Origin of the sequence: Oscillibacter sp. CAG:155 (genome assembly GCA_000436875.1) — a bacterium.
GTDB lineage: Bacteria > Bacillota > Clostridia > Oscillospirales > Oscillospiraceae > Oscillibacter.
Genome location: FR890940.1, coordinates 23,382 through 44,370 on the forward strand (window position 1 = coordinate 23,382; position 20,989 = coordinate 44,370).

The following is a 20,989-nucleotide window of genomic DNA, read 5'->3' on the forward strand; positions in this document are numbered from 1 at the left end:
CGGGCATAGCTGGTCTCGGCGCAGCCGGCGCAGGAACCGGAGAACTCCAGCATGGGCTGCTTGAACTGGCTGCCCTTGACGGTGTTGTCCTGCATGTCCTTCTTCTCGGAGACCTTGCTGACGCAGTAGTTGAAGACCTCCTGCTGAGCAGCCTCCTGCTCCTGGGGAACCATGGTCAGAGCGCCCACGGGGCACTGGCCCACGCACACGGCGCAGCCCATGCAGTCCAGAGGAGACACAGCCATGGTGTACTTGTAGACGCCCTTGCCCTTGCCGGCCTTGATGTCCACGATCTTGGCAGCGGCGGGAGCGTTCTTGGCCTCCTCCTCAGTCAAAGCGTAGGGACGGATGGTGGCATGGGGGCAGACATAAGCGCAGTTGTTGCACTGGATGCACTTGGCAGCGTCCCAGGTAGGAACGTTCACGGCAACGCCGCGCTTCTCATAAGCGGCAGCGCCCAGCTCGAACTGGCCGTCCACGTGCTTGACGAAAGCGGACACGGGCAGAGAATCGCCATCCATCTTGTCCACGGGGTCCAGGATGGTCTTGACCTGCTCCACCAGAGCGGCGGGGCCTTCCAGAACGGTGTTGTCTTCCACGTCCTTGGCGTTCGCCCAGTCGGCGGGCACGTCGAACTTCTTGAAGGCGGTGGCGCCGGCGTCGATGGCCTTGTGGTTCATATCCACCACGTCCTGGCCCTTCTTCAGGTAGGAGTGCGTGGCGGCGTCCTTCATGTACTGGATGGCATCTGCCTCAGGCAGAACCTTGGCCAGCGCGAAGAAGGCAGACTGCAGGATGGTGTTGGTGCGCTTGCCCATACCGATCTTGGCAGCCAGGTCGATGGCGTCGATGGTGTAAACCTGGATGTTGTTCTGGGCAATGTAACGCTTGGAAGCAGCGTCCAGCTTCTCACCCAGCTCCTTGTCGTCCCACTGGCAGTTGATGAGGAAGGTGCCGCCGGGCTTGACGTCGCGGACGATGGGGAAGCCCTTGGCGATGTAGGCGGGCACGTGGCAGGCCACGAAGTCAGCCTTGTTGATGTAGTAAGAAGACTTGATGGGCTTGTCGCCGAAGCGCAGGTGGCTGACGGTCACGCCGCCGGTCTTCTTGGAGTCATACTGGAAGTATGCCTGAACATACTTGTCGGTATGGTCGCCGATGATCTTGATGGAGTTCTTGTTGGCGCCGACGGTACCATCGCCGCCCAGGCCCCAGAACTTGCACTCGATGGTGCCCTCGGGAGCCACGCCGGGAGCGGGCTTCTCCTCCAGGCTGAGGTGCGTGACATCATCCACGATGCCGATGGTGAACTGACGCTTCATCTCGTCCTTGTTCAGCTCGTCATAGACAGCGAACACGGAAGCAGGCGGGGTATCCTTGGAACCCAGACCGTAACGGCCGCCGATAACCTTGATGTCGGTCTTGCCGGCGTTGGCCAGAGCGGTGACAACATCCATGTACAGAGGCTCGCCCTGTGCGCCGGGCTCCTTGGTGCGGTCCAGCACGGCGATCTTCTTGCAGGTAGCGGGGATGGCAGCCAGCAGCTTGTCCGCACGGAAAGGACGATACAGGTGAACCTTCACCATGCCGACCTTCTCGCCGTGAGCGGTCATGTAGTCGATGACCTCCTCGGCCACGTTGCAGATGGAACCCATGGCGATGATCACGCGCTCAGCGTCGGGAGCACCATAGTAGTTGAAGAGCTGATAGTTGGTGCCCAGCTTCTCGTTGATCTTGCCCATGTACTTCTCCACCACATCGGGCAGAGCGTCGTAGTAGGGGTTGCAGGCCTCACGATGCTGGAAGAAGATATCGCCGTTCTCGTGAGAGCCGCGCATGTTGGGGCGCTCGGGGTTCAGGGCGTGCTTGCGGAACGCGGCAACGGCGTCCATATCGCACATTTCCTTCAGATCGTCGTAATCCCACACGGCAACCTTCTGGATCTCGTGAGAGGTCCGGAAACCGTCGAAGAAGTTGATGAAGGGAACACGGCCCTCGATAGCAGCCAGATGGGCCACGGGAGCCAGGTCCATGATCTCCTGGGGATCATTCTCGCACAGCATGGCGAAGCCGGTCTGACGGCAGGCCATGACATCGGAGTGATCGCCGAAGATGTTCAGGGCGTGAGTGGAGACCGTACGGGCGGACACGTGGAACACGCAGGGCAGCAGCTCGCCGGCGATCTTGTACATGTTGGGGATCATCAGCAGCAGGCCCTGAGAAGCCGTGTAGGTGGTGGTCATTGCACCGGCGGCCAGAGAGCCGTGGACGGTACCGGAAGCACCGGCCTCAGACTGCATCTCGACAACCTTGACGGTGGTGCCGAAGATGTTCTTCTGACCAGCAGCAGCCCACTGATCGACCAAGTCTGCCATGGGAGAGGACGGGGTGATCGGATAGATGCCCGCCACTTCGGTAAATGCGTAGCTGACATATGCAGCGGCATTGTTACCGTCCATGGACTTGAACTTTCTTGCCATAAACTTACCTCCTATATTTTGTAATTTGCTGCCCCCGGCAGCAAGATTACGGGTGCACGGAAATCCGGACTCTCTCCCCCCAGATTCACATGCGCTGATATTATATCACCACTCTTCCCGCCTGTAAACAATTGCTTTGTTATTTTTTGCACAAATTTTACTGTTTATGTTTCAACAATCCTCCGTTCTGGATAATTTTGCTGCTTTTTGCGTAAACGGGTTCCCTATTTTGTCTTTGTATGGTAGACTGAGCTTGAAAAAACCCCTGCGTTGTATGCTTTTTTGAGGTGATGATGGATGGTCGTTTCCGTGCGTTCTCTGGGGCTCCACGGCATCGCGGGATACGAGGTGCGGGCGGAGTGTTTTCTCTCCGGCGGACTGCCGGCTTTTGATATCGTGGGCCTGCCGGACACAGCGGTGCGGGAGGCCCGGGAGCGGGTCCGGGCGGCGGTGAAAAACTGCGGTGCCAAGTTCCCGGTCAGCCGCATTACGGTAAACCTGGCGCCGGCGGGGCAGAAAAAGGCCGGTACGGTCTACGACCTTCCCATTTTTGTTGGGCTGCTGTCCGCCTCCGGAGAACTGCCCCCGCCGCCGGCAGACGCGGCCTTCCTGGGGGAGTTGTCCCTCACCGGTGCGGTGCGGGGCGTCTCCGGCGTACTGCCCATGGCCTTGGCCGCCCGGGAGGCGGGGATCGGCACGCTGTTTGTTCCGGCGGAAAACGCCGCCGAGGCAACACTGGCCCGGGGGCTTACAGTGTACGGGGTGCCGGACGTCAACTCTCTGGTACAACATTTAAAAGGAGAGGCCCCACTTGTTCCCGTTTCCCCCTGGGTCCCGGAGCCGGAGGAGACCCCGCTGCCGGACCTGCGGGATGTGATGGGCCAGGAAAATGTGAAGCGGGCGTTGGAGATCGCCGCCGCAGGCGGACACAATCTGCTGCTCATCGGCTCCCCCGGGGCAGGCAAATCCATGCTGGCCAAGCGCCTGCCCTCCATTTTGCCGGACCTGACGCCCCGGGAGGCCCTGGAGACCTCCGGGATCTGGTCCGTGGCAGGACTGACGGACCCCGGCCACCCTCTGCTGACTCGACGCCCCTTCCGGGCGCCCCATCACACCGCCTCCGCCGCAGCACTCACCGGCGGCGGCCCCGCCCTGCGGCCTGGAGAGATGTCCCTGGCCCATAACGGTGTGCTGTTTCTGGACGAGCTGCCGGAGTTCCGTCGGGACGTTCTGGAGGCCATGCGCCAGCCCCTGGAAGAGGGAGCGGTCACCGTAGCCCGGGCAGGGGGCACGCTGCATCTGCCGGCCCGGTTCCAGCTGATCTGCGCCATGAACCCCTGCCGCTGCGGCTGGCGGGGCCATCCCTCACACCGCTGCACCTGCTCGGGCCGGGATGTGGAGCGCTATGTGGAAAAGATCTCCGGCCCGCTGCTGGACCGCATCGACCTCCATGTAAATGTCCCCTCTGTGGAGTACGACGCCATCCGCCGCCGGGAACCGGCGGAGTCCTCCGCCGCCGTGCGGGAGCGGGTCTGTGCCGCACGGGCCATCCAGTCCCGCCGCTTCGAGGGCACCGACATCGCCTGCAACGCCCAGATGACCGCCTCCATGATCGGGCAGTTCTGCCGCCTGAGCGGGGCCGGGGATGCGCTGATGCGCTCCGCCTTTGAACGCATGGGGCTGACGGCCCGATCCCACGACCGGATTCTCCGGGTGGCCCGCACCATCGCGGATCTGGACGGGGAGGCGGACATCCTGCCTCAGCACCTGGCGGAGGCCATCCAGTTCCGGAATACGGACATCCTGCGTGGATAAAAAAGAGACGGCTCACGCCGTCTCTTTTTCCGCATTTTCATGACCGGGCAATAGACTGGTATACCTCCCGGGGAATCACAAACTCCGGTGTTCCCACGAACCCGGCAGCAACAGTGTATTCGTCAAACACCAGCACCAGATCCCCGTCCTCATTCCAGTAGAAATTCTGATCGGGCGCAATGGCGGTGAACTGATCGGGGAAGTACCCGGCAGTCTCGTCCTGTGCCATCCGTTCCTCCATCTGCCGCCGCACCTCGTTTGAGAGGACGGTGACATAGTCCGCATCCGGCTGGAACAGATCTCCAAGGGTCACCACCTGATCGGTGGTCTTATCAATGTGGTAGATCTTGATAAACTCGGCCCCGCTGGCCTGGGTCCGGGTGGCGTTGATCCGCAGGGTGAACCAGCTGTCGGTGTTGGTAACCACCTCACTGGACACATCCAGCCCCAGATACCCTTCGCCCGTGTCCTTGCAGTCCTCCTGGAACTGGGCGATCAGGCGGTCCGTGTAGGCCTGTACCTCATCGCTGACCTGACCGGCAGCCTCACCACCGGAGAGTTCCGGCACCGATACATCGGCGGAGCTGTGTCCGTCGTCATAGGTGTACTCCCGGAACGTGACAATTTCCACCAGTGCCCCCAGGACCGGCACATCCGACAATGCCGCTGCCGCGGTGGGGGACACGTTGGGCACAGCGATAAACGCCGCCACGACGGCCGCCGCCCAGGCCATCCACCGCTTGGTGTGCTTTCTGCGCGGCGCAGATTCTTTCGATGTTTCCATAGCTGTCTCCTCCAGAGCGGCGCAGGTGCGGAAGACCCGACCGGCGTAGTCCTCCGGCAAGGAGAATGGTTCTTTCTTTGCCCGCTCTTTCAACTCGTTGTCAAATTGCTTCATACCGCACCTCATTCTTCTCTCAGCAGCAGCCGCAGCCGCGCCCGTGCCCGGGACAGGCGGGTCTTGACGGCAGCTTCACGAATTCCCAGAATTCCGCTGATCTCCCGAATGGAAAACCCCTCATAATAAAACAGCGTCACAACACTGCGCAGATCGTCGTTCAGAGCAAGAACCGCTTGCCAGAGGGTCATCCGCTCGGTGGGATCTTCTGACGGCGCCGGCAGGAAATCCTCCACCTCCGTCAGATCCACGGTAGACTTTCGTCCGCGGCAGGCATCATAGCACTTGTTGGCCAGGATCCGCAGAATCCAGGGTTTGAACTTGTCCAGGCTGCGCAGGTCACCGCGATGGGCAAAGGCCGCGCAAATGGCCTCCTGCACCGCATCCTCGGCATCCTCGTCACTGTGGAGGATGGCTCTTGCCGTGCGAAACATGGCTTCCTGATTCTGGATCACCTGGGTGCAAAATACTTCTTTACTGATCAATGGCGTCTCCTGCATAGGCAACGCGCCTCCTCCTTTCCCGGAACTTTTGGACCGGTCATCTATATAGATGGCCGCGGCAGACAAAAGGTGACACATAACCCGCCATTTTTTTGCGGTGCGGTCCTCTCCGGTCGGATCATTATACGGCGGAGGCCGCTTTTTGAAAAGCGATTTTTCCGGGCAGCAACCGTTTTCCATAAAAAAAGCGGACCTGACGGCCCGCCTTTCTTGATTCCTTATTTGTAATGGTAAGCCGTGCCGGTGCTCAGTCGTCGTAGTCGCTCTCCCACTTGAGGATCTGACCGCTGACAGCGTCGATCTCGCAATCGTACTCCATCCGGCCGCTGCGCAGCTCCACCTCGTAGACGGTGCGTCCGTCGTCCCGGTCCAGCTGGCACTTGACCACCGTGGCCCCACTGGGTGCCCGATTCAGTGCGATGCTCTTGGCCTTCTCCGCAGAGATCACGCTGCCGCTGCCGGAGGCGGCGGTTCCAATGTCAAAGTTCTCCAGTTCCCGGTCGGAGCTGAGGATGGCACCGGTCAGGGCATCGATGTCATAGTCGTATTCCGTATTGCCGCTGTAAAATTCCACCTCGTACTCGGCCCGGCCGTCATCCCAGTCCAGGCTGGCCTTCAAAAACACCGCGTTGGCGGCCTTCACACCGGCGTCCGCCAGGGCGATCTCCTTGGCCCGGCTCTGGGTGATATAGCTGCCGCTGTCCGACTTCTGGGAAGCCGCCCGGTCCGCCGTCACCAGCTTCACGGTATCGGTGGCGGAATCATAGCTGACCTCCATGCCGGCAGCCTCGCATACTGCCCGGACGGGGGCATAGGTGGTGCCGTTGTAGAGGAACACCGGGACCTTCTTGCCGTTGGCGTCCCGGGGGGTGAACTTCGCGCCGTTGATGGAGATGCCGATCCCGTCCTCCACTTCAATGGTGCGGGAGGCGGCAGTCGCCGTGACGCCCAGTGCCGTCACCATCGCCACCAGCAGCAGGGCGGAGCCAAAACCTTTCCAGTAACCAGTCTTCTTCATAGCGATTCTCCTTTTCTTGTTTTTCTTCGGCGGTGCGCTTCCGCCCTCTCTGTCTTAGTAACGGCGGAGCCCGCCGGTTTATTGCACGCCTCTTTTATTTTTTTGGAAAATTTTTTGCGGGACGGCCTGTCTGAAAATCAGGGCTTTTTCTCAGGCCTCAAATGCAGTATAATATAGAGTATCATGCGCAAGTATTTCCGCGATTTCGCGTATTCGGAGGAGCATTTATGAACCAACACGAGATTTTTCTGCTCAAGCTGGGCGAGGTGGTCCTCAAGGGCCTCAACCGCCGGTCCTTTGAGGACAAGCTCATGAGCAACGTCAGCCGCCGTCTGCGCCACTACGGCAGCTTCCAGGTCTACACCCGCCAGAGCACCATCTACGTGGAGCCCCAGGGGGACAAGTGTGACCTGGAGGGTGCCTGGAAGGCCTGCCGGCAGGTATTCGGCGTTGTCTCCGTAGCCCGGGCAGTACCCTGCGAGAAAACGGTGGAGGCTATCGTGGAGACCGCCAAGACCTATCTGCGCGACGCCTTTGCCGCCGCACACAGCTTCAAGGTAGAGAGCCGTCGGGCCGACAAGACCTTCTATCTCAACTCCATCCAGCTCAGCCAGGCAGTGGGCGGCGATCTGGCAGAGGCATTTCCCAACGTAGCGGTAGACGTCCACACGCCGGACCTCACGGTGTTTGTGGAGATCCGGGAGAAGGCCGCCTACGTCCACGGTGCCTCGGAGCCCGGCGCCGGCGGACTGCCGGTGGGCATGGGCGGCCGGGCGGTGAGCCTGCTCTCCGGCGGCATCGACTCTCCCGTCTCCTCCTGGATGATGGCCCGCCGGGGCGTGGAGCTGGAGATGGTCCACTTCGTCTCCCCGCCCTACACCTCCCAGCAGGCCCAGGACAAGGTGCTGGAACTGGCCCGGCTGCTGACGGCCTACTGCGGCCGAATGCTGGTCCACATCGTCCCCTTCACGGAGATCCAGGAGGAGATCCGCCGCAACTGCCCGGAGGAGTACTTCACCCTCATCATGCGCCGCTTCATGATGCGCATCGCCGAGGCCGTGGCGAAGAAGGCGGGGGCCAAGGCCCTCATCACCGGCGAGTCCCTGGGCCAGGTGGCAAGCCAGACCATGATGGCCCTGGGCGTCACGGAGGATGTGACCACCATGCCGGTGCTGCGGCCCCTGATCGGTATGGACAAGGTGGAGATCATCCGCATCGCCCGGGAGATCGGCACCTTCGACACCTCGATTCTCCCCTATGAGGACTGCTGCACTGTCTTTACGCCCCGTCACCCTGCCACCCGCCCGGACCTGGAGGCCGTACGGGCCGCCGAGGCGGTGCTGGATGTGGATGGTCTGGTGGCCAAGGCCATGGCCGGGGAGACCTGGGTCCGGGTCAAGGTCACCGACGAGGCCAAGATCTGAGGGAGGCGCAGAGCATGGCACACACCGCGGAACTCATCGCCGTGGGCACGGAGCTGCTTTTGGGCAACATCGCAAACACCAACGCCCAGGTCCTCTCCCAGAGCCTCTCCGCCCTGGGTATCGACGTCCACTGGCACACGGTAGTGGGGGACAACCCCCAGCGTCTGAAAGAGGCGCTGGACATCGCCCGCCGCCGGGCGGACATCCTCATCACCACCGGCGGACTGGGCCCCACCTATGACGATCTGACCAAGCAGACCATCTGCGCCGCCTTTGGAAAGCCCCTGGTGCTCCACCCGGACATTCTGGAGGACATTCAGACCTTCTACGAGTCCGCCCTCCATGTGCCCATGCCGGACAACAACGCCCAGCAGGCCCAGCTGCCGGAGGGCTGCACCGTGTTCGACAACCCCGTGGGCACCGCCCCCGGCTGCGCCTTTGAAGCCGGCGGCATCCACGTGCTGATGCTGCCGGGTCCGCCCCACGAGATGGAGACCATGCTCCATCGCTGGGTGGAGCCGTATCTCCGGGCCCTTTCCAGCGAGGTCATCGTCTCCCGGGACATCATGACCTTCGGCATGGGGGAATCCTCTGTGGATTCCCTGCTCCACGAGACCATGAGCCGCATGGAAAACCCCACCCTCGCCACCTACGCCAAGCCCTGTGAGGTGCGGCTGCGGGCCACTGCCAAGGCTCCCACCCGGGAGGCGGCGGAGGCCATGCTGGACCCGGTGGAAGCGCAGGTCCGGGCCGCACTGGGCGACGTGGTGTACAGCGTGAATGTGGGAGGTCTGCCGGAGGTTTGTCTGGCGCTTTTGAAAGAGCGCCATCTCACCTTCGCCACCGCTGAGAGCTGCACCGGCGGCCGGGTGGCGGAGCGGATCACCGCTCTGCCCGGAGCTTCTGCCGTGTACCGGGGCGGCGTGGTCAGCTACTGGACGGAGGTGAAGGCCGCCGTGCTGGGGGTACCCCAGCCTCTGCTGGACCAGTACGGCGCCGTGTCGGAGGAATGTGCCCGGGCCATGGCGGAGGGCGCCCGGCGCATCACCGGGGCGGACCTTGCCGTATCCGTCACCGGTGTGGCAGGACCGGACCCTGACGAGCGGGGCGTGCCGGTGGGTATCATCTACATCGGCCTTGCCACGCCGGAGGGTACCTTCTGCCGAAAGATGGACTCCGGCCGCCGCCGGCGGGACCGCATCCAGGCTCTGGCCGCCAACCACGCCTTCGACCTGATCCGCCGGTATCTCACGGGGCTGCCCATCGCGCCGCCGTCGCTGGAGGGCAATCCCTGAGGCGGCGAAGTATTCCCGTTTGTAACGGTCCGATATTCCACTTTGCAGATGAAAAGCGGAGGCATCAGCCTCCGCTTTTTCCACATTCTGACTATCCCAGCGCCACATCCAGCACCATCATGATGAGAAATCCCACCACAAAGCCGCAGGTCCCGGCCCTGCTGTGGGCCTGGGGCACCAGCTCCTCCACCACCACATACAGCATGGCCCCGGCGGCAAAGCTCAAAAGCCACGGCATCAGCGGTGCCACACCCGCCGCCGCCAGCACCACCAGCACGCCGAAGAGGGGCTCCACGGCACCGGAGAGCATCCCGCCCAGAAAGGCACGGGGCCGGGACCATCCCTCCTGCCGCAGAGGCAGGGCCACTGCGGCGCCCTCCGGGAAGTTCTGGATGCCGATGCCCATGGCCAGCGCTACCGCGCCGGCAAAGCCGTCCCCCTGAGCCGCCAGCGCAAAGGCCAGGCCCACCGCCATTCCCTCCGGCACGTTATGTAGGGTGATGGCGGTCATCAGCAGCGTGGTCTGCCGCCAGGAGGCCGTCATGGCCTGCCGCCTCCGCCGCAGACGGGGCAGCAGTGCGTCCAGCGCCGCCAGAAACGCCACTCCCGTCAGCATGCCTCCCGCCGCCGGGACCCAGCCCGGCAGAGGCCCCTCCGCCGCCTGGTCAATGGCCGGCAGCAGCAGGCTCCACACGGAAGCCGCGGTCATGACCCCCGCGGCAAACCCCAGCAGTGCCCGCTGAAAGCGGGGATGGGGCTCTCCCGCCAGAAAAAACACCAGTGCGGCACCCAGCGTGGTCATCAGAAAGGTGAATCCGGTACCCAGCGCCGCCCATCCAAGTGATTGCAGCATACGATCAACGCCTCTTCCTCGATTCGGGCGGAACACCGCCCGTATGCCAGTATAGGCGGCAGGGCGCCCGCTGGTGACTGGGCTTGCTTTCCCCGGAAAAGTATGCTATGGTGGAGATACCAAAAAGAAACAGGAGCGCTCATATAGGTTCGCTGGGAAGGGTGCGAACGTCTCTACGGAGCCGCCGAAAGGCTCTGCTATGGGTGTCTGGCCGGTGGGCGTTTGATTGCTTTCGGACGGACACTCCTTTTCTTTTGTGCGGAACACCGCGAAGAAAGGAGCTGGCAGCATGGCGCTGACCATCATCAAGGGCACCATTGTCTCCGCCCCCGCCCTGGGACGGATGGACATCACGGATCACGGGTATCTCGTTGCGAAAGACGGGGTAATCCAGGGCGTATACGAAACCCTGCCGGAGGAATTTTCCGGCGCGGAGGTGGAGGACTTCGGCGACTGCCTGGTGCTCCAGAGCTTTGCGGACCTCCATCTCCATGCCCCCCAGTACCCCATGCTGGGCACCGGCCTGGACCTGCCGCTGCTGGACTGGCTCAATGCCTACGCCTTCCCAGCGGAGGCCCGGATGGCCGACACGGACTACGCCCGGGACACTTACCGCCGCCTGGCCCGGGAGCTGATTGAAAACGGCACCACACGTGTGGCCATGTTCTCCTCTCTCCACACCGACGCCACGCTGATTTTGATGGAGGAACTGGAGAAAGCGGGCATCGAGGGCTTTGTGGGCAAGGTGAACATGGACCGCAACTCCGCCCCCGGCGTACTGGAGGAGACCACGGAGGAGTCCATCCGGGAGACGGAGCGGTGGCTGGCGTCCTGTGGCCGTTTTACCCACATCCACCCCATGATCACGCCCCGGTTCACCCCCTCCTGCACCGACACACTGATGGCCTGGCTGGGAAAAACCGCCGCGGAGCAGAACCTCCCCGTCCAGTCCCACCTCTCCGAAAACGACCGGGAGATCGACTGGGTCCGCCAGCTCCACCCGGACTGCGCCCAGTACTGGGAGACTTACGCCAAGTTCGGTCTCTGGAATGACCGCACCCTGATGGCCCACTGCGTTTGGTCCGACGCCCGGGAGCGGAAGGCCATGAAGGACGCCGGCGTCACCGTGGTCCACTGCCCGGACTCCAACGTCTGTCTGTGCTCCGGCACCGCTCCGGTGCGGACCATGCTCAACGAAGGGCTCAAGGTGGCCCTGGGCAGCGACGTGGCGGGTGGCAGCCAGCTCAGCCTGTTCGAGGGAACCGCCGCCGCCATCCGGGCCTCCAAGGTCCGGCAGATGACCGACCCGGACCATCCCGCGTTTTTGACGGTGGCAGAGGCGTGGTATCTGGCCACCTCCGCCGGAGCGGCCTACTTCGGTGAGGCACCGGGCTTTGCTCCCGGCAACGCTCTCCACGCCATGGCGCTTGCCGACGACCAGCTACCCCGGGTCCGTCCCCTGACGGGGCAGGAGCGGTTTGAGCAGTGCGTCTACCGCCGGCAGAAAAACGCCATCCGGGCCGTGTGGAGCGCCGGGCGGAAGGTGTACACCGCCGAATGACCGCCGGGCGGCGCACGCCCCGCATCAACGAAAGAGGAGACCCATATGGGTCTCCTTTTTTGCTGCGGTCAGCCGAAGTCATGGCGGCTGCCGCCGTCGCTGCCCAGGCGCTCATAGACCCGGACAATAGCCTCGATCTTCTGAAAGCACGTCTCGTCCGAGAGCGTATCGTCCTCCAAAATCGCCTTGATCTCTCCCAGGGCCCGACAGCAGGCGCTCTCCGCCAGCTTCTGGACATCCACGCCGGGAATGGTGACCTGGACGCGCTGCCCCGCCAGGGCATGGGCCAAAATTTCCGCGTAAAGTTCCATCTGCTCCCCCTCAATACGTTTATGTGACGTATTTTAACGCAGTGCCTGTGTTAGAGTCAAGAAAAATACGTCACATAAACGTTGGAGGGACCATGAAAAAGATTGCCTATGACAGCAACAAAAATGTCATTCATGCCCGTCTGCGGTATTACCGCAATCTGCGGGGGCTCACGCAGGAGCAGGTGGTCGCAAAGATGCAGGTGATGAACGTGAACATGGACCAGCAGATGCTCAGCAAGATCGAAAACAACCGCCGCATCGTTACGGATTATGAGCTGGCCTGCCTGTGCCGGATTCTCAATGTGACGGAGCGGGAGCTGCTGGCGGATTTTTACGACGGAGTTCCCCCGGAGAAATAAAAAAAGAGAGCCGTACGGCTCTCTTTTTTTAGGTTCAGGTCCCGCTCAAAACAGATGGATCACACCGGCGGTGAGCAGGGAGATCAGGCCCCCGGCGATCACCACGCCTGCGAAAATGGCTGGAATGGCATGGCGCATCCGAATGTCCAGCAGCGCCGCCACCAGCGCCCCGGTCCAGGCGCCGGTCCCCGGCAGCGGCACCGCCACCAGGATCATCAGCCCCGGCAGGCGGTACTTGCGCACCAGGCGCCCCTTCAGGTGGGCCCGGCGCTCCAGGCTCCGGATCTTGGGGCCGAAAAAATCGCTGTCCCGCAGCCAGTCAAAGATCCGGCGAATCAGCAGCATGATAAACGGCACCGGCACCATATTGCCCAGAATCGCCGCCACGCACGCAACGGTCGGGGACAGTCCCGCGGCAACACCCACCGGGATGGCGCCCCGCAGTTCCAAAACCGGCACCATGGCGGTCAAAAACGTCAGCAGGATCTCGTGAAACATCGTCTCTTCTACGGCCATGAACGCTCCTCCGGAATCTGGGGCTGCAGAGCGGGCCTGCCCGCTCCGCGCATGTGTCTAGTTTACTCCAGGTTGAGATGTTTTTTCAAGAAGTATGTGGTAACGACATAGAAAACCGCCCCATATACCACGCTGGCCAGGATCATCACTCCCATGCCCAGATGGAGGCCCGTGATACCCTCACTGGGGATCTGCAGCTTCCAGATGAGCCCGGATACCGCCTGCGTGCTCATCACCGCCAGTAGCACACCGCCGATCATTTGGACGGCGAACTGGAAGATGAAGAAGAACGCCACGGACCAGGCAGTCTTATGATTGGAGAAACTGTGTCCCACCGCCATGGCGGCGTAAAACTGCAAGCTGAAGGCAATACACGCCACAAAGGCCAGCACCACCAGTTCCACCATAAACAGCGTGCCGTTGATGGCATAATATGTGGTCATATTCTCAAAGATCTGCTTCATGACCCTTGCAAATCCCTCCAGGAAACTGATGTTGAGGGCCATGACCGCAAAGGAGATCATCACCGCCACACCGGTTGCGATAAACCACACGGACGAGACAATCAGCTTGCTCCAGATCTGCTGGTGGACAGAGACCGGCAGGGTAAACATCAAATACCCCTCATCGCCCAGCAAGTTCTTGTAAAACCGCTGGAGCATCAGAAGAAAGCTCACCACACACACCGCCAGAATGGCCACCACAAAGGCCAGCGCCAGCAGTCCGCCCAAAATCCGCAAAATGGTGAAAGAACTGTCCATGATGCCCCGGGTGGAGAGATTGGCGCCCAGTGCCGTCACCAGCAGCACCAGATAGACCGGGCCCATGACTCGGGCCGTGGCACGGAATTCGTGCTTTAAAAGTTTCCTCAGCATTTGAACACCTCCCGGAACAGTGCATCCACGCTCATGCCCTTCTCCTCCCGGATCTCATCCACGGAGGACTGGAGCACCACCTGCCCCTGGTTGATAAAGATCACGTCGTCCAGCACTTTTTCCACATCAGAGATCAGATGCGTGGAAATGATGACAGAAGCCTCAGGGTTGTAGTTTGTGATGATGGTGGAGAGAATGTAATCCCGGGTGGCCGGGTCCACGCCGCCGATGGGCTCATCCAGCAAATACAGCTTGGCTGCCCGGCTCATGACCATAATGAGCTGCACCTTCTCCCGGGTACCCTTGCTCATCTGCTTGATCCTCTGACGGGGGAAGATCCCCAGCCGCTGGAGCATCTCCTCCGCCGCGTCCCGGCGGAAATCCCGGTAAAAGTCCCCGTAAAAGTCCATCAGCTGCGCCGCGGACATCCAGGTGGGGATGGCCGTGCGTTCCGGCAGATAGCTGACGGATGTATGGCTCTCCCGGCCCGGTACACTGCCGCACACCAGGATCTCACCCTCACTGGGCGTGAGCAGGCCGTTGGCCAGCTTGATGAGCGTGGTCTTGCCGCTGCCGTTGGGACCCAGCAGACCCACGATCCGCCCCGGCTCCACCTGCAGATTCACATGGTTCAGCGCCGATACGCCGCCATATCGCTTCGTCAATTCCTTACATTCCAGAACCGCCATCGGTGATTCCCTCCTTATCTGTTTCCTGCCGCAGCAGGGCAATCATTTCCTCCTGCTGGTATCCCAGCTGCCGCATGGCAGCCAGAAATACCTGAATATGGTGTTCCGCAAGTCCCCGCTTCGCCGCGTTGATCATGTTCCGATCCTCCGTTACAAACCTGCCGGCGGTCCGCTGACTGTATACCAGTCCGTCCCGCTCCAGCTCCGTCAATGCCCGCTGCATGGTATTGGGGTTGACCCCGGCCTCCATGGCCAGGTCCCGCACCGACGGCAGCCGTTCCCCGGGAGGGAATGCCCCGAAGACGATTCCAACCTTGATCTGCAGAATCAGCTGCGCATAAATCGGCGCGTCATTGGAAAACTCCCATTTCACAACGACACCTCCCGCTCTTTGTATTGTTGTACTAAGTGATTAATACAATAACACAAAATTGCGATTTGTCAAGGGGCGAGAACTGCTTTTCAAAATTTTTTTGTGCCGGGCAGTTTTTCCTTCCCCCAGGGGCAGGGCGTTTGCTTTTTAGAGGACCTTCTTGTATAATAAAAAAAATTTTTTTGAAAACGAAAGGGCTTTTTGAAACCGGCAGAGTTCCGCGACCCGCATTGAAGGAGGAAACAACATGTCTGAGGAATGTCATGAGATTTGCTTTATTGCGCCATCCGAAAGCCTGGCGCAGCGGGCAAAAAAAATCATCCGCCAGCGAGAGCTTTCCATTCCGGTCTATACGGCCGTGCTGGAGGATGCCGTAACCCTGGCGAAGGACATGATCCAGCAGGGGACGTGGCTTTTTATCAGCCGGGGCGTGACCCGGGAACTCCTGGAGCACACCACGCAGACCACCGTGGTCAAGGTTCCGGTCCTGGCCTCAGACTATATCCCTGTGTTTGAAAAAATCCAGCATATCCAGGGACTGATTGCATTTTTCGCCTCCGAACCCATCAGCGATGAGTTACAGACGATTTGCTACTTGCTGAACATCTCCATGCGCCAATACCAATTCTCGGATACCACCTCTTGCCGGGCCTGCATGCAGCAGGCGGTGAAGGACGGTGCGGTATGGGGCGTCGGCGGAGTCGTGTCGGCCCAATACGCCCAGGAGGCCGGGCTGCCCTATACGGTTACGGAGAGCTCAGACAGCGCCATTTTCCAGGCAATCGAGACGGCATGCCAGCTCTGCCAGCTGCAAAAGGAGAACACGCAGAAGCAGGAGCGGCTTCAGATCCAGCTGGAGCGCTACCAAAACATTCTGAACTACACCCACGATGCCATCGTCGCGGTGGACGCCCAGGGAAGGGTGGAGGTCACCAACCGGGTGGCCGAGAACATGCTGGACCAGACCCAAAAGCCCTTCATCGGCAAACCCGTTGAACAGGTGCTGCCCAATACCCACATGACCGCCGTGCTCCACAGCGGCGTTGCGGAAACAGACCAACTGATGAATATTGACGGGACGCTGGTATCCACCAATCGCGTTCCGATCATTGTCAATGATAAAATCCAGGGGGCCGTGGCAACCTTCCAGGACATCAAGTCCATCCAGAGTACTGAGCGAAACGTCCGGATCAAGCTGCACGAAAAAGGACTGCTGGCAAAATATCATCTCTCCGATATCGTGGGAAATTCCCCGGCGATCCAGTCCGCAAGGGAGATGGCCGCCATGTTTGCGGATTCGTCGTTTACCGTGATGCTCTACGGAGAGACCGGCACGGGAAAGGAAATGTTTGCCCAGGGAATCCACAATGCCAGTCCCAGACGGGATGGCCCGTTTGTGGCTGTAAATTGCACGGCACTTTCCAAAAGCCTGCTGGAATCCGAGCTGTTCGGTTACTCGGACAGCTCCTTTACCGGCGCAAAGCGGGGAGGCAAGCCGGGGCTTTTTGAGATCGCCCACGGCGGCACTATTTTCCTGGATGAGATCGGTGAGCTTCCGGCAGAATTCCAGGCCCAGTTCCTCCGGGTGCTTCAGGAAAAAGAGGTGCGCCGTGTGGGCGGGGATACCGTGATCCCGGTGGATATCCGGGTCATCGGCGCAACCAACCGCAATCTGATGCAGCGGGTGGAGGAGGGATGTTTCCGGCGGGACCTGTACTATCGTCTGAATGTCCTGGCAATCAGCATTCCGCCCCTTCGGGACCGGGAGGACGATTTTCTGCAGATCGCAGAGTCCATCTACAGCCGGATCGACGCTTCCGCCACCCCAGAGGCCCGGCAAAACTTCCGCAGGATCATGGAGCACTACCGCGGCTGCCCGTGGCAGGGAAATGTCCGGGAGCTGACCAACCTGGTGGAGCGGGTCTGTCTTCTGCAGAAGCGGGGGCTGTCAAACCAGAAGATGCTGGAGTTCCTTGGAGAAATGACGCCGCTGGAATCCCAGCTGCAAAAACCCGAAGACGCGGCAGGCCTTCCGCAGTCATCAGGAGAGCTTGCACACATGGAGCGAGCCCTGATCCAGCAGGTGCTGGATAAAAACGGCGGGAACATCGCGCAGGCGGCCCGGGAGCTTCACATCAGCCGGGCAACCCTGTATCGCAAGCTGAAAAAGTAATCTGTTTTATTTTGAGACAGTGTATCGTATCAAATGAGTACACCTGATGCGATACGCTGTCTTTTTTCGTAAATTTCTTGCAAATAGCAGGTCAAATTAGACAAAAAGGGAAAAAGCATTTTGTTGAACAAAGAGTTTTGGGGGAATTTTTCGGGCATATCGCTCGATTGGCACATTTATTGCTTTATAATCTGGGCGATTGATCAATTTACCATGGGAGAATGGGAATTCCCCCCAACGTACCGCCCAACTTCTGATATGGCCATTCAGAAAGAGGCGGAATTGGAAAAAAGGATTGGTATCTATGAACAGTATTGCGTTAATATCCCTGCTGGTTCTGATTCTGGTCATTGTCATCGGCTTTGTCCGAAAGATCAACGTGGGACTCGTCGCGATTCTGGCCGCCGTTATTCTCGGTTCGGCGGGAGGAGACAGTGATCTCGGTTCGGCGGTAGGAGACAGTGATTCCGACATCATCGGCGGCTTTGGAGCAAGCCTCTTCATCATGCTGCTGGGCGTCTCCTTCCTCTGCGCAGTGGCCACAACCAACGGTTCTCTGGAACTGGCTGCGAAGAAGTTCCTCCGGCTCTCCGGCGGACATGCTGTGGTCGCTCCGTTTCTGATGTACATCATCGGATACGTGATTGCAGCCATCGGGCCGGGCTGTGTGCCGGCGCTGGGCATTGTGGCCGCCTTGTCTTTGCCGCTGGGCAAGACCACCGGGTATGACTCCGTCATGCTGGCGGCCGTGGGTCAGCTGGGCTCCATGGCGGGACGGTTCTCTCCCATCACACCGGAGTCTGTACTGATCAAAGGCCTTGCCGATGAGCAGGGCATCACCGGCTATCAGACCAATGTGCTGATCTATGCCACGGTCACAACCATCGTTTTGTCGGTTGCCATCTTCTTCCTCTTTAAGAGCCACAAGGTGAAGGATCGCTGCACGGAGCAGGAATCCACGGCCAAGTTCAACCGGAGCCAGATCCTGACACTGCTGGGCTTTTTGGTGGTCATCATCGCCAGCGCCTTCTTTGACCGCAACGTGGGTCTGATTTCCTTCGCCGTCGGTATTCTCCTGGTGGCTTTGAATGCGGCCGACGAAAAAGAAGTGTTCCGCACGGTTTCCTGGTCCACGCTGATCATGGTTACCGGCGTGGGCATGCTGATGGAGATTGTGATGAATGAGGGCGGCGTGGAACTGATGTCCAACGCGCTGGCATCCATTATGACGCCCCGGACCGCTGTGGCCATCCAGGGTCTCTCCGCCGGCCTCCTCTCCTGGTTCAGCTCCGCCATCGGCGTGGTGTGGCCCACCATGGTGCCCACCGTCAGCTCCATTGCGAATACCGTAGGCGTGAGCCCGGACAGCCTGATTACAATTATGTGCCTGACCGCATCCTATGCAGGATTCAGCCCCGCCTCCACCGGCGGCAGTCTGATTCTGGCCGCCAACGCCACCGATCCCAACTTCACCAAGGAGAAGGAGAACAAGCTCTTTGTCAAGCTGTTCATCATGTCGGTGTGCATGGTGCTGGCCGTCGTAATCGCCGCGCTCTTCGGCCTGTACAGCATTCTGTGAGGGCTTTCCCAAACAACCTGATCTGCATTTTAAATGAAAATTGATGAAATAACGAGGTGTTTCAAATGAGTGAAAATAAAGGGCTTCTGGACGGCGTGGTCGTTCTGGATCTGACGCGGGTGCTGGCAGGACCGTACTGCGGCGCCATCCTGGCCGACATGGGTGCAACGGTCATCAAGGTTGAAAATCCCAAGGGCGGCGATGACAGCCGCAGCATGGGCCCCTTCGTCAACGACAACAGCGTGTATTTCGCCAACTTCAACCGCAGCAAGGTGGGCTGCACGCTGAATCTGAAAGACCCGGAGGCAAAAGAGATTTTCAAGGAAATGGTGAAAAAGGCGGACATTGTCATTGAGAACTACCGCCCCGGCACCATGGAAAAGCTGGGCTTGGGCTACGATGTGCTCAAGGAGGTCAATCCGGCGATCATCTACGGCGCCGTCTCCGGCTTTGGCCACACCGGCCCCCTGAGCAAGCGTGCAGGCTATGACATCGTGGGGCAGGCCATGGGCGGCCTGATGAGCACCACCGGCTGGCCCGGCGGAAAGCCCACCCGTGTCGGCACGCCTATGGGCGACGTGCTGGGCGGCCTGAACCTGACCATCGGCGTACTGGCCGCTCTGGTGAACCGCCAGAAAACCGGTCTGGGGGAGAAGGTTGACATTGCTCTGGTGGATTCCGTGGCCTCCGCCATGGAGAATATCACCATGATCTATCAGTCCACCGGCCGGATTCCCCAGCGGATCGGCAACCGCTATGAGTCCACCTATCCCTATGACGCCTTCCCGGCCAAGGACGGCGACGTGATCATTGCCGCCGGCAACAACAAGCTCTACGGCATTTTGTGCGACGTCATGGGCCGTCCGGAGCTGAAGCAGGACCCCAGATTCCTGGAGGTCAAGGACCGGGTGGCCAACCACGAGGCGATGTATGAGATCGTCTCCGCATGGTCCAAGCAGCATACCGTCGATGAGGTCGACCAGCTGCTCAACGCGGCAGGATGCCCCGCCAGCCCGGTCAACACCATCGACCGCATGGTGGTGGACCCCCAAATCGCCGGAGCCCGGGAGATGTTCCCGGAAATTGACCAGCCCGGTATCGGCAAGCTGCACATCACGGCCATGCCTCAGAAGCTGACCCGCACAAAATCCTACCCCAGAAAGCCCGCCCCCCTGCTGGGAGAGGACAACGCCGAAATCTATCAGAAAATGCTGGGATTCGATCAGGCCAAGCTGGACGAATTGAAGGCAAAGGGCGTTATTTGACCCTGCGGAAAAGGAGCGTTTGACAATGTCGAAAAAAATTGAAGTGATTGAAGTCGGCCCCCGGGACGGATTTCAAAGTGTAAAAGCGGACTGCAGTCTGATCCCGATGGAGGAGAAGCTGAAAGTCATTGACGAGCTGATTGCCTCCGGCGTGCAGCACATGGAATTCACCTCTTTTGTCAGCCCCAAGGCCATCCCCCAGCTGGCAGATGCGGCGGAGGTCACCAAAACGGTGCTGGACCGGTATCCTCAGGCAGACCTGTTTGCACTGGTGCCCAATCTGCGGGGCGCACAGAATGCCTACGCCCTGGGGCTGCGGAAGGTGTGCTACGTGGTCTCTCTGAGCAAGAGCCACAACAAGGCAAACATCAACCGCACCCATGAGCAGTCTCTCCAGGCGTATCAGGAGATCCGCCGGGAACTCCCTGATCTGAATGTGATCGTGGATTTGGCCACCACCTTCGGCTGCCCCTTCGAGGGGAAGTATGAAGATCCCGACCAGGTGGTTGCGTTTTTGAAGGACTACATGGACGCCGGCATGAATACCTGCTGCCTGTGCGATACCATCGGAATCGCAGACCCCGCTCAGGTGCGCCGTGTGATTTCCGCCCTGCAAAAAGCATACCCGTCTCTGGAACTGATGGTCCACTTCCATGACACCCGGGGCCTGGGCATGGTCAATACGCTGACCGCCATTGACATGGGCGTGACCAAGGTCCAGTCCGCACTGGGCGGTCTGGGCGGCTGCCCCTTCGCCCCCGGCGCCTCCGGCAATTTGTCCACAGAGGACCTGGTCTGGATGCTCAACGAGATGGGCTACGACACCGGCATCACATTCTCCAAGATCCTTGCCGCTGCCAAGCATCAGGTGGCGGAAATCTCCGGTCAGTACAGCGGACATCACATCTGCATCCAGCAGGAGACCCCCTGCAAAAAGTAAGCGCGCTCCGCTGATCCCCGGATACCCTGTGTTTGGCGGCAGCGTCCGCCCCCCCAATGCAG

Annotated in this window: 19 protein-coding genes and 1 riboswitch; of the genes, 9 read left to right on the plus strand and 10 right to left on the minus strand. The window is 60.4% G+C overall.

The features are described from left to right. The coding region (nifJ, locus tag QZL67_RS08110) for a pyruvate:ferredoxin (flavodoxin) oxidoreductase (RefSeq protein ID WP_292920142.1) at nt 1–2,480 on the minus strand (2,480 nt) is incomplete at its 3' end. Between the two features lie 297 nt (nt 2,481–2,777). Here nifJ and QZL67_RS08115 point away from each other — a divergent pair. Continuing rightward, nucleotides 2,778–4,295, plus strand: coding sequence for a YifB family Mg chelatase-like AAA ATPase (locus QZL67_RS08115; RefSeq protein ID WP_022290224.1), 1,518 nt, complete (start codon nt 2,778–2,780; stop codon nt 4,293–4,295). A gap of 37 nt (nt 4,296–4,332) precedes the next feature. On the opposite strand, the gene QZL67_RS08120 is transcribed toward QZL67_RS08115, so the two are convergent. The 3 genes from QZL67_RS08120 to QZL67_RS08130 all read right to left on the minus strand — a co-directional run bounded on the left by QZL67_RS08120 (nt 4,333) and on the right by QZL67_RS08130 (nt 6,714). Next, nucleotides 4,333–5,193 (minus strand): RsiV family protein, encoded by an 861-nt coding sequence (locus QZL67_RS08120; protein WP_022290225.1) that lies wholly within the window; start codon nt 5,191–5,193, stop codon nt 4,333–4,335. An 8-nt stretch (nt 5,194–5,201) separates the two neighbouring features. Further along, on the minus strand, nt 5,202–5,678 hold the full coding sequence (locus tag QZL67_RS08125; RefSeq protein WP_292920144.1) for an RNA polymerase sigma factor: 477 nt from the start codon (nt 5,676–5,678) through the stop codon (nt 5,202–5,204). 265 nt (nt 5,679–5,943) lie between these two features. Next, a complete protein-coding gene (locus QZL67_RS08130) occupies nt 5,944–6,714 on the minus strand; it encodes a PepSY domain-containing protein (protein WP_022290227.1) in 771 nt (256 codons plus the stop codon). A 227-nt stretch (nt 6,715–6,941) separates the two neighbouring features. Here QZL67_RS08130 and thiI point away from each other — a divergent pair, with 227 nt between their 5' ends. Continuing rightward, nucleotides 6,942–8,138: a tRNA uracil 4-sulfurtransferase ThiI gene (gene thiI, locus QZL67_RS08135; RefSeq protein ID WP_022290228.1), complete on the plus strand. Its 1,197-nt coding sequence runs from the start codon at nt 6,942–6,944 to the stop codon at nt 8,136–8,138. Nucleotides 8,139–8,152: 14 nt separating this feature from the next. Further along, nucleotides 8,153–9,433: a competence/damage-inducible protein A gene (locus QZL67_RS08140; protein WP_022290229.1), complete on the plus strand. Its 1,281-nt coding sequence runs from the start codon at nt 8,153–8,155 to the stop codon at nt 9,431–9,433. Nucleotides 9,434–9,524: 91 nt separating this feature from the next. Here QZL67_RS08140 and QZL67_RS08145 read toward each other — a convergent pair whose 3' ends face one another. Then, on the minus strand, nt 9,525–10,286 hold the full coding sequence (locus QZL67_RS08145; protein ID WP_022290230.1) for a ZIP family metal transporter: 762 nt from the start codon (nt 10,284–10,286) through the stop codon (nt 9,525–9,527). 119 nt (nt 10,287–10,405) lie between these two features. Further along, a riboswitch (purine riboswitch) is annotated at nt 10,406–10,506 on the plus strand. Nucleotides 10,507–10,575: 69 nt separating this feature from the next. Here QZL67_RS08145 and QZL67_RS08150 point away from each other — a divergent pair. Continuing rightward, complete coding sequence (locus QZL67_RS08150; RefSeq protein ID WP_022290231.1) at nt 10,576–11,847, plus strand: amidohydrolase family protein; 1,272 nt, start codon at nt 10,576–10,578, stop codon at nt 11,845–11,847. Between the two features lie 68 nt (nt 11,848–11,915). Here QZL67_RS08150 and QZL67_RS08155 read toward each other — a convergent pair whose 3' ends face one another. After that, nucleotides 11,916–12,158, minus strand: a complete 243-nt coding sequence (locus QZL67_RS08155; protein WP_022290232.1) for a hypothetical protein — start codon at nt 12,156–12,158, stop codon at nt 11,916–11,918. A 92-nt stretch (nt 12,159–12,250) separates the two neighbouring features. Between QZL67_RS08155 and QZL67_RS08160 the strand changes: the two genes are divergently transcribed. After that, complete coding sequence (locus QZL67_RS08160; RefSeq protein ID WP_022290233.1) at nt 12,251–12,517, plus strand: helix-turn-helix domain-containing protein; 267 nt, start codon at nt 12,251–12,253, stop codon at nt 12,515–12,517. A 45-nt stretch (nt 12,518–12,562) separates the two neighbouring features. Here the strand turns inward: QZL67_RS08160 and QZL67_RS08165 are convergent, their stop codons facing one another. The 4 genes from QZL67_RS08165 to QZL67_RS08180 form a co-directional block, all read right to left on the minus strand. Beyond that, a complete protein-coding gene (locus QZL67_RS08165) occupies nt 12,563–13,033 on the minus strand; it encodes a small multi-drug export protein (RefSeq protein ID WP_022290234.1) in 471 nt (156 codons plus the stop codon). A gap of 62 nt (nt 13,034–13,095) precedes the next feature. Beyond that, a complete protein-coding gene (locus QZL67_RS08170) occupies nt 13,096–13,908 on the minus strand; it encodes a hypothetical protein (protein ID WP_022290235.1) in 813 nt (270 codons plus the stop codon). Then, nucleotides 13,902–14,597 carry an ABC transporter ATP-binding protein gene (locus tag QZL67_RS08175; RefSeq protein ID WP_022290236.1) on the minus strand — a complete coding sequence of 232 codons (696 nt, stop codon included), beginning with the start codon at nt 14,595–14,597 and terminating at the stop codon, nt 13,902–13,904. Before QZL67_RS08175 ends, QZL67_RS08170 begins: the two co-directional genes overlap by 7 nt. Continuing rightward, the gene (locus QZL67_RS08180) at nt 14,578–14,970 is read right to left on the minus strand and encodes a GntR family transcriptional regulator (protein ID WP_022290237.1); all 393 of its coding nucleotides are present in this window, start codon (nt 14,968–14,970) and stop codon (nt 14,578–14,580) included. Before QZL67_RS08180 ends, QZL67_RS08175 begins: the two co-directional genes overlap by 20 nt. A gap of 247 nt (nt 14,971–15,217) precedes the next feature. Here QZL67_RS08180 and QZL67_RS08185 point away from each other — a divergent pair, with 247 nt between their 5' ends. The 4 genes from QZL67_RS08185 to QZL67_RS08200 all read left to right on the plus strand — a co-directional run bounded on the left by QZL67_RS08185 (nt 15,218) and on the right by QZL67_RS08200 (nt 20,927). Then, a complete protein-coding gene (locus tag QZL67_RS08185) occupies nt 15,218–17,143 on the plus strand; it encodes a sigma-54-dependent Fis family transcriptional regulator (protein ID WP_022290238.1) in 1,926 nt (641 codons plus the stop codon). Nucleotides 17,144–17,447: 304 nt separating this feature from the next. Next, entirely contained in the window at nt 17,448–18,722 is a 1,275-nt protein-coding gene (locus QZL67_RS08190) for an SLC13 family permease (protein ID WP_022290239.1), read from the plus strand. 65 nt (nt 18,723–18,787) lie between these two features. Then, the gene (locus tag QZL67_RS08195) at nt 18,788–19,987 is read left to right on the plus strand and encodes a CaiB/BaiF CoA-transferase family protein (RefSeq protein WP_022290240.1); all 1,200 of its coding nucleotides are present in this window, start codon (nt 18,788–18,790) and stop codon (nt 19,985–19,987) included. A gap of 25 nt (nt 19,988–20,012) precedes the next feature. After that, nucleotides 20,013–20,927, plus strand: coding sequence for a hydroxymethylglutaryl-CoA lyase (locus QZL67_RS08200; RefSeq protein ID WP_022290241.1), 915 nt, complete (start codon nt 20,013–20,015; stop codon nt 20,925–20,927). The last annotated feature ends 62 nt before the right edge of the window (nt 20,928–20,989 follow it).

Coding starts and splice junctions, on each gene's coding strand:
- QZL67_RS08115 (WP_022290224.1), top strand. CDS start 2,778: ATGGTCGTTTCCGTGCGTTCTCTGGGGCTCCACGGCATCGCGGGATAC.
- QZL67_RS08120 (WP_022290225.1), bottom strand. CDS start 5,193: ATGAAGCAATTTGACAACGAGTTGAAAGAGCGGGCAAAGAAAGAACCA.
- QZL67_RS08130 (WP_022290227.1), bottom strand. CDS start 6,714: ATGAAGAAGACTGGTTACTGGAAAGGTTTTGGCTCCGCCCTGCTGCTG.
- thiI (WP_022290228.1), top strand. CDS start 6,942: ATGAACCAACACGAGATTTTTCTGCTCAAGCTGGGCGAGGTGGTCCTC.
- QZL67_RS08140 (WP_022290229.1), top strand. CDS start 8,153: ATGGCACACACCGCGGAACTCATCGCCGTGGGCACGGAGCTGCTTTTG.
- QZL67_RS08145 (WP_022290230.1), bottom strand. CDS start 10,286: ATGCTGCAATCACTTGGATGGGCGGCGCTGGGTACCGGATTCACCTTT.
- QZL67_RS08150 (WP_022290231.1), top strand. CDS start 10,576: ATGGCGCTGACCATCATCAAGGGCACCATTGTCTCCGCCCCCGCCCTG.
- QZL67_RS08155 (WP_022290232.1), bottom strand. CDS start 12,158: ATGGAACTTTACGCGGAAATTTTGGCCCATGCCCTGGCGGGGCAGCGC.
- QZL67_RS08160 (WP_022290233.1), top strand. CDS start 12,251: ATGAAAAAGATTGCCTATGACAGCAACAAAAATGTCATTCATGCCCGT.
- QZL67_RS08165 (WP_022290234.1), bottom strand. CDS start 13,033: ATGGCCGTAGAAGAGACGATGTTTCACGAGATCCTGCTGACGTTTTTG.
- QZL67_RS08170 (WP_022290235.1), bottom strand. CDS start 13,908: ATGCTGAGGAAACTTTTAAAGCACGAATTCCGTGCCACGGCCCGAGTC.
- QZL67_RS08175 (WP_022290236.1), bottom strand. CDS start 14,597: ATGGCGGTTCTGGAATGTAAGGAATTGACGAAGCGATATGGCGGCGTA.
- QZL67_RS08185 (WP_022290238.1), top strand. CDS start 15,218: ATGTCTGAGGAATGTCATGAGATTTGCTTTATTGCGCCATCCGAAAGC.
- QZL67_RS08190 (WP_022290239.1), top strand. CDS start 17,448: ATGAACAGTATTGCGTTAATATCCCTGCTGGTTCTGATTCTGGTCATT.
- QZL67_RS08195 (WP_022290240.1), top strand. CDS start 18,788: ATGAGTGAAAATAAAGGGCTTCTGGACGGCGTGGTCGTTCTGGATCTG.
- QZL67_RS08200 (WP_022290241.1), top strand. CDS start 20,013: ATGTCGAAAAAAATTGAAGTGATTGAAGTCGGCCCCCGGGACGGATTT.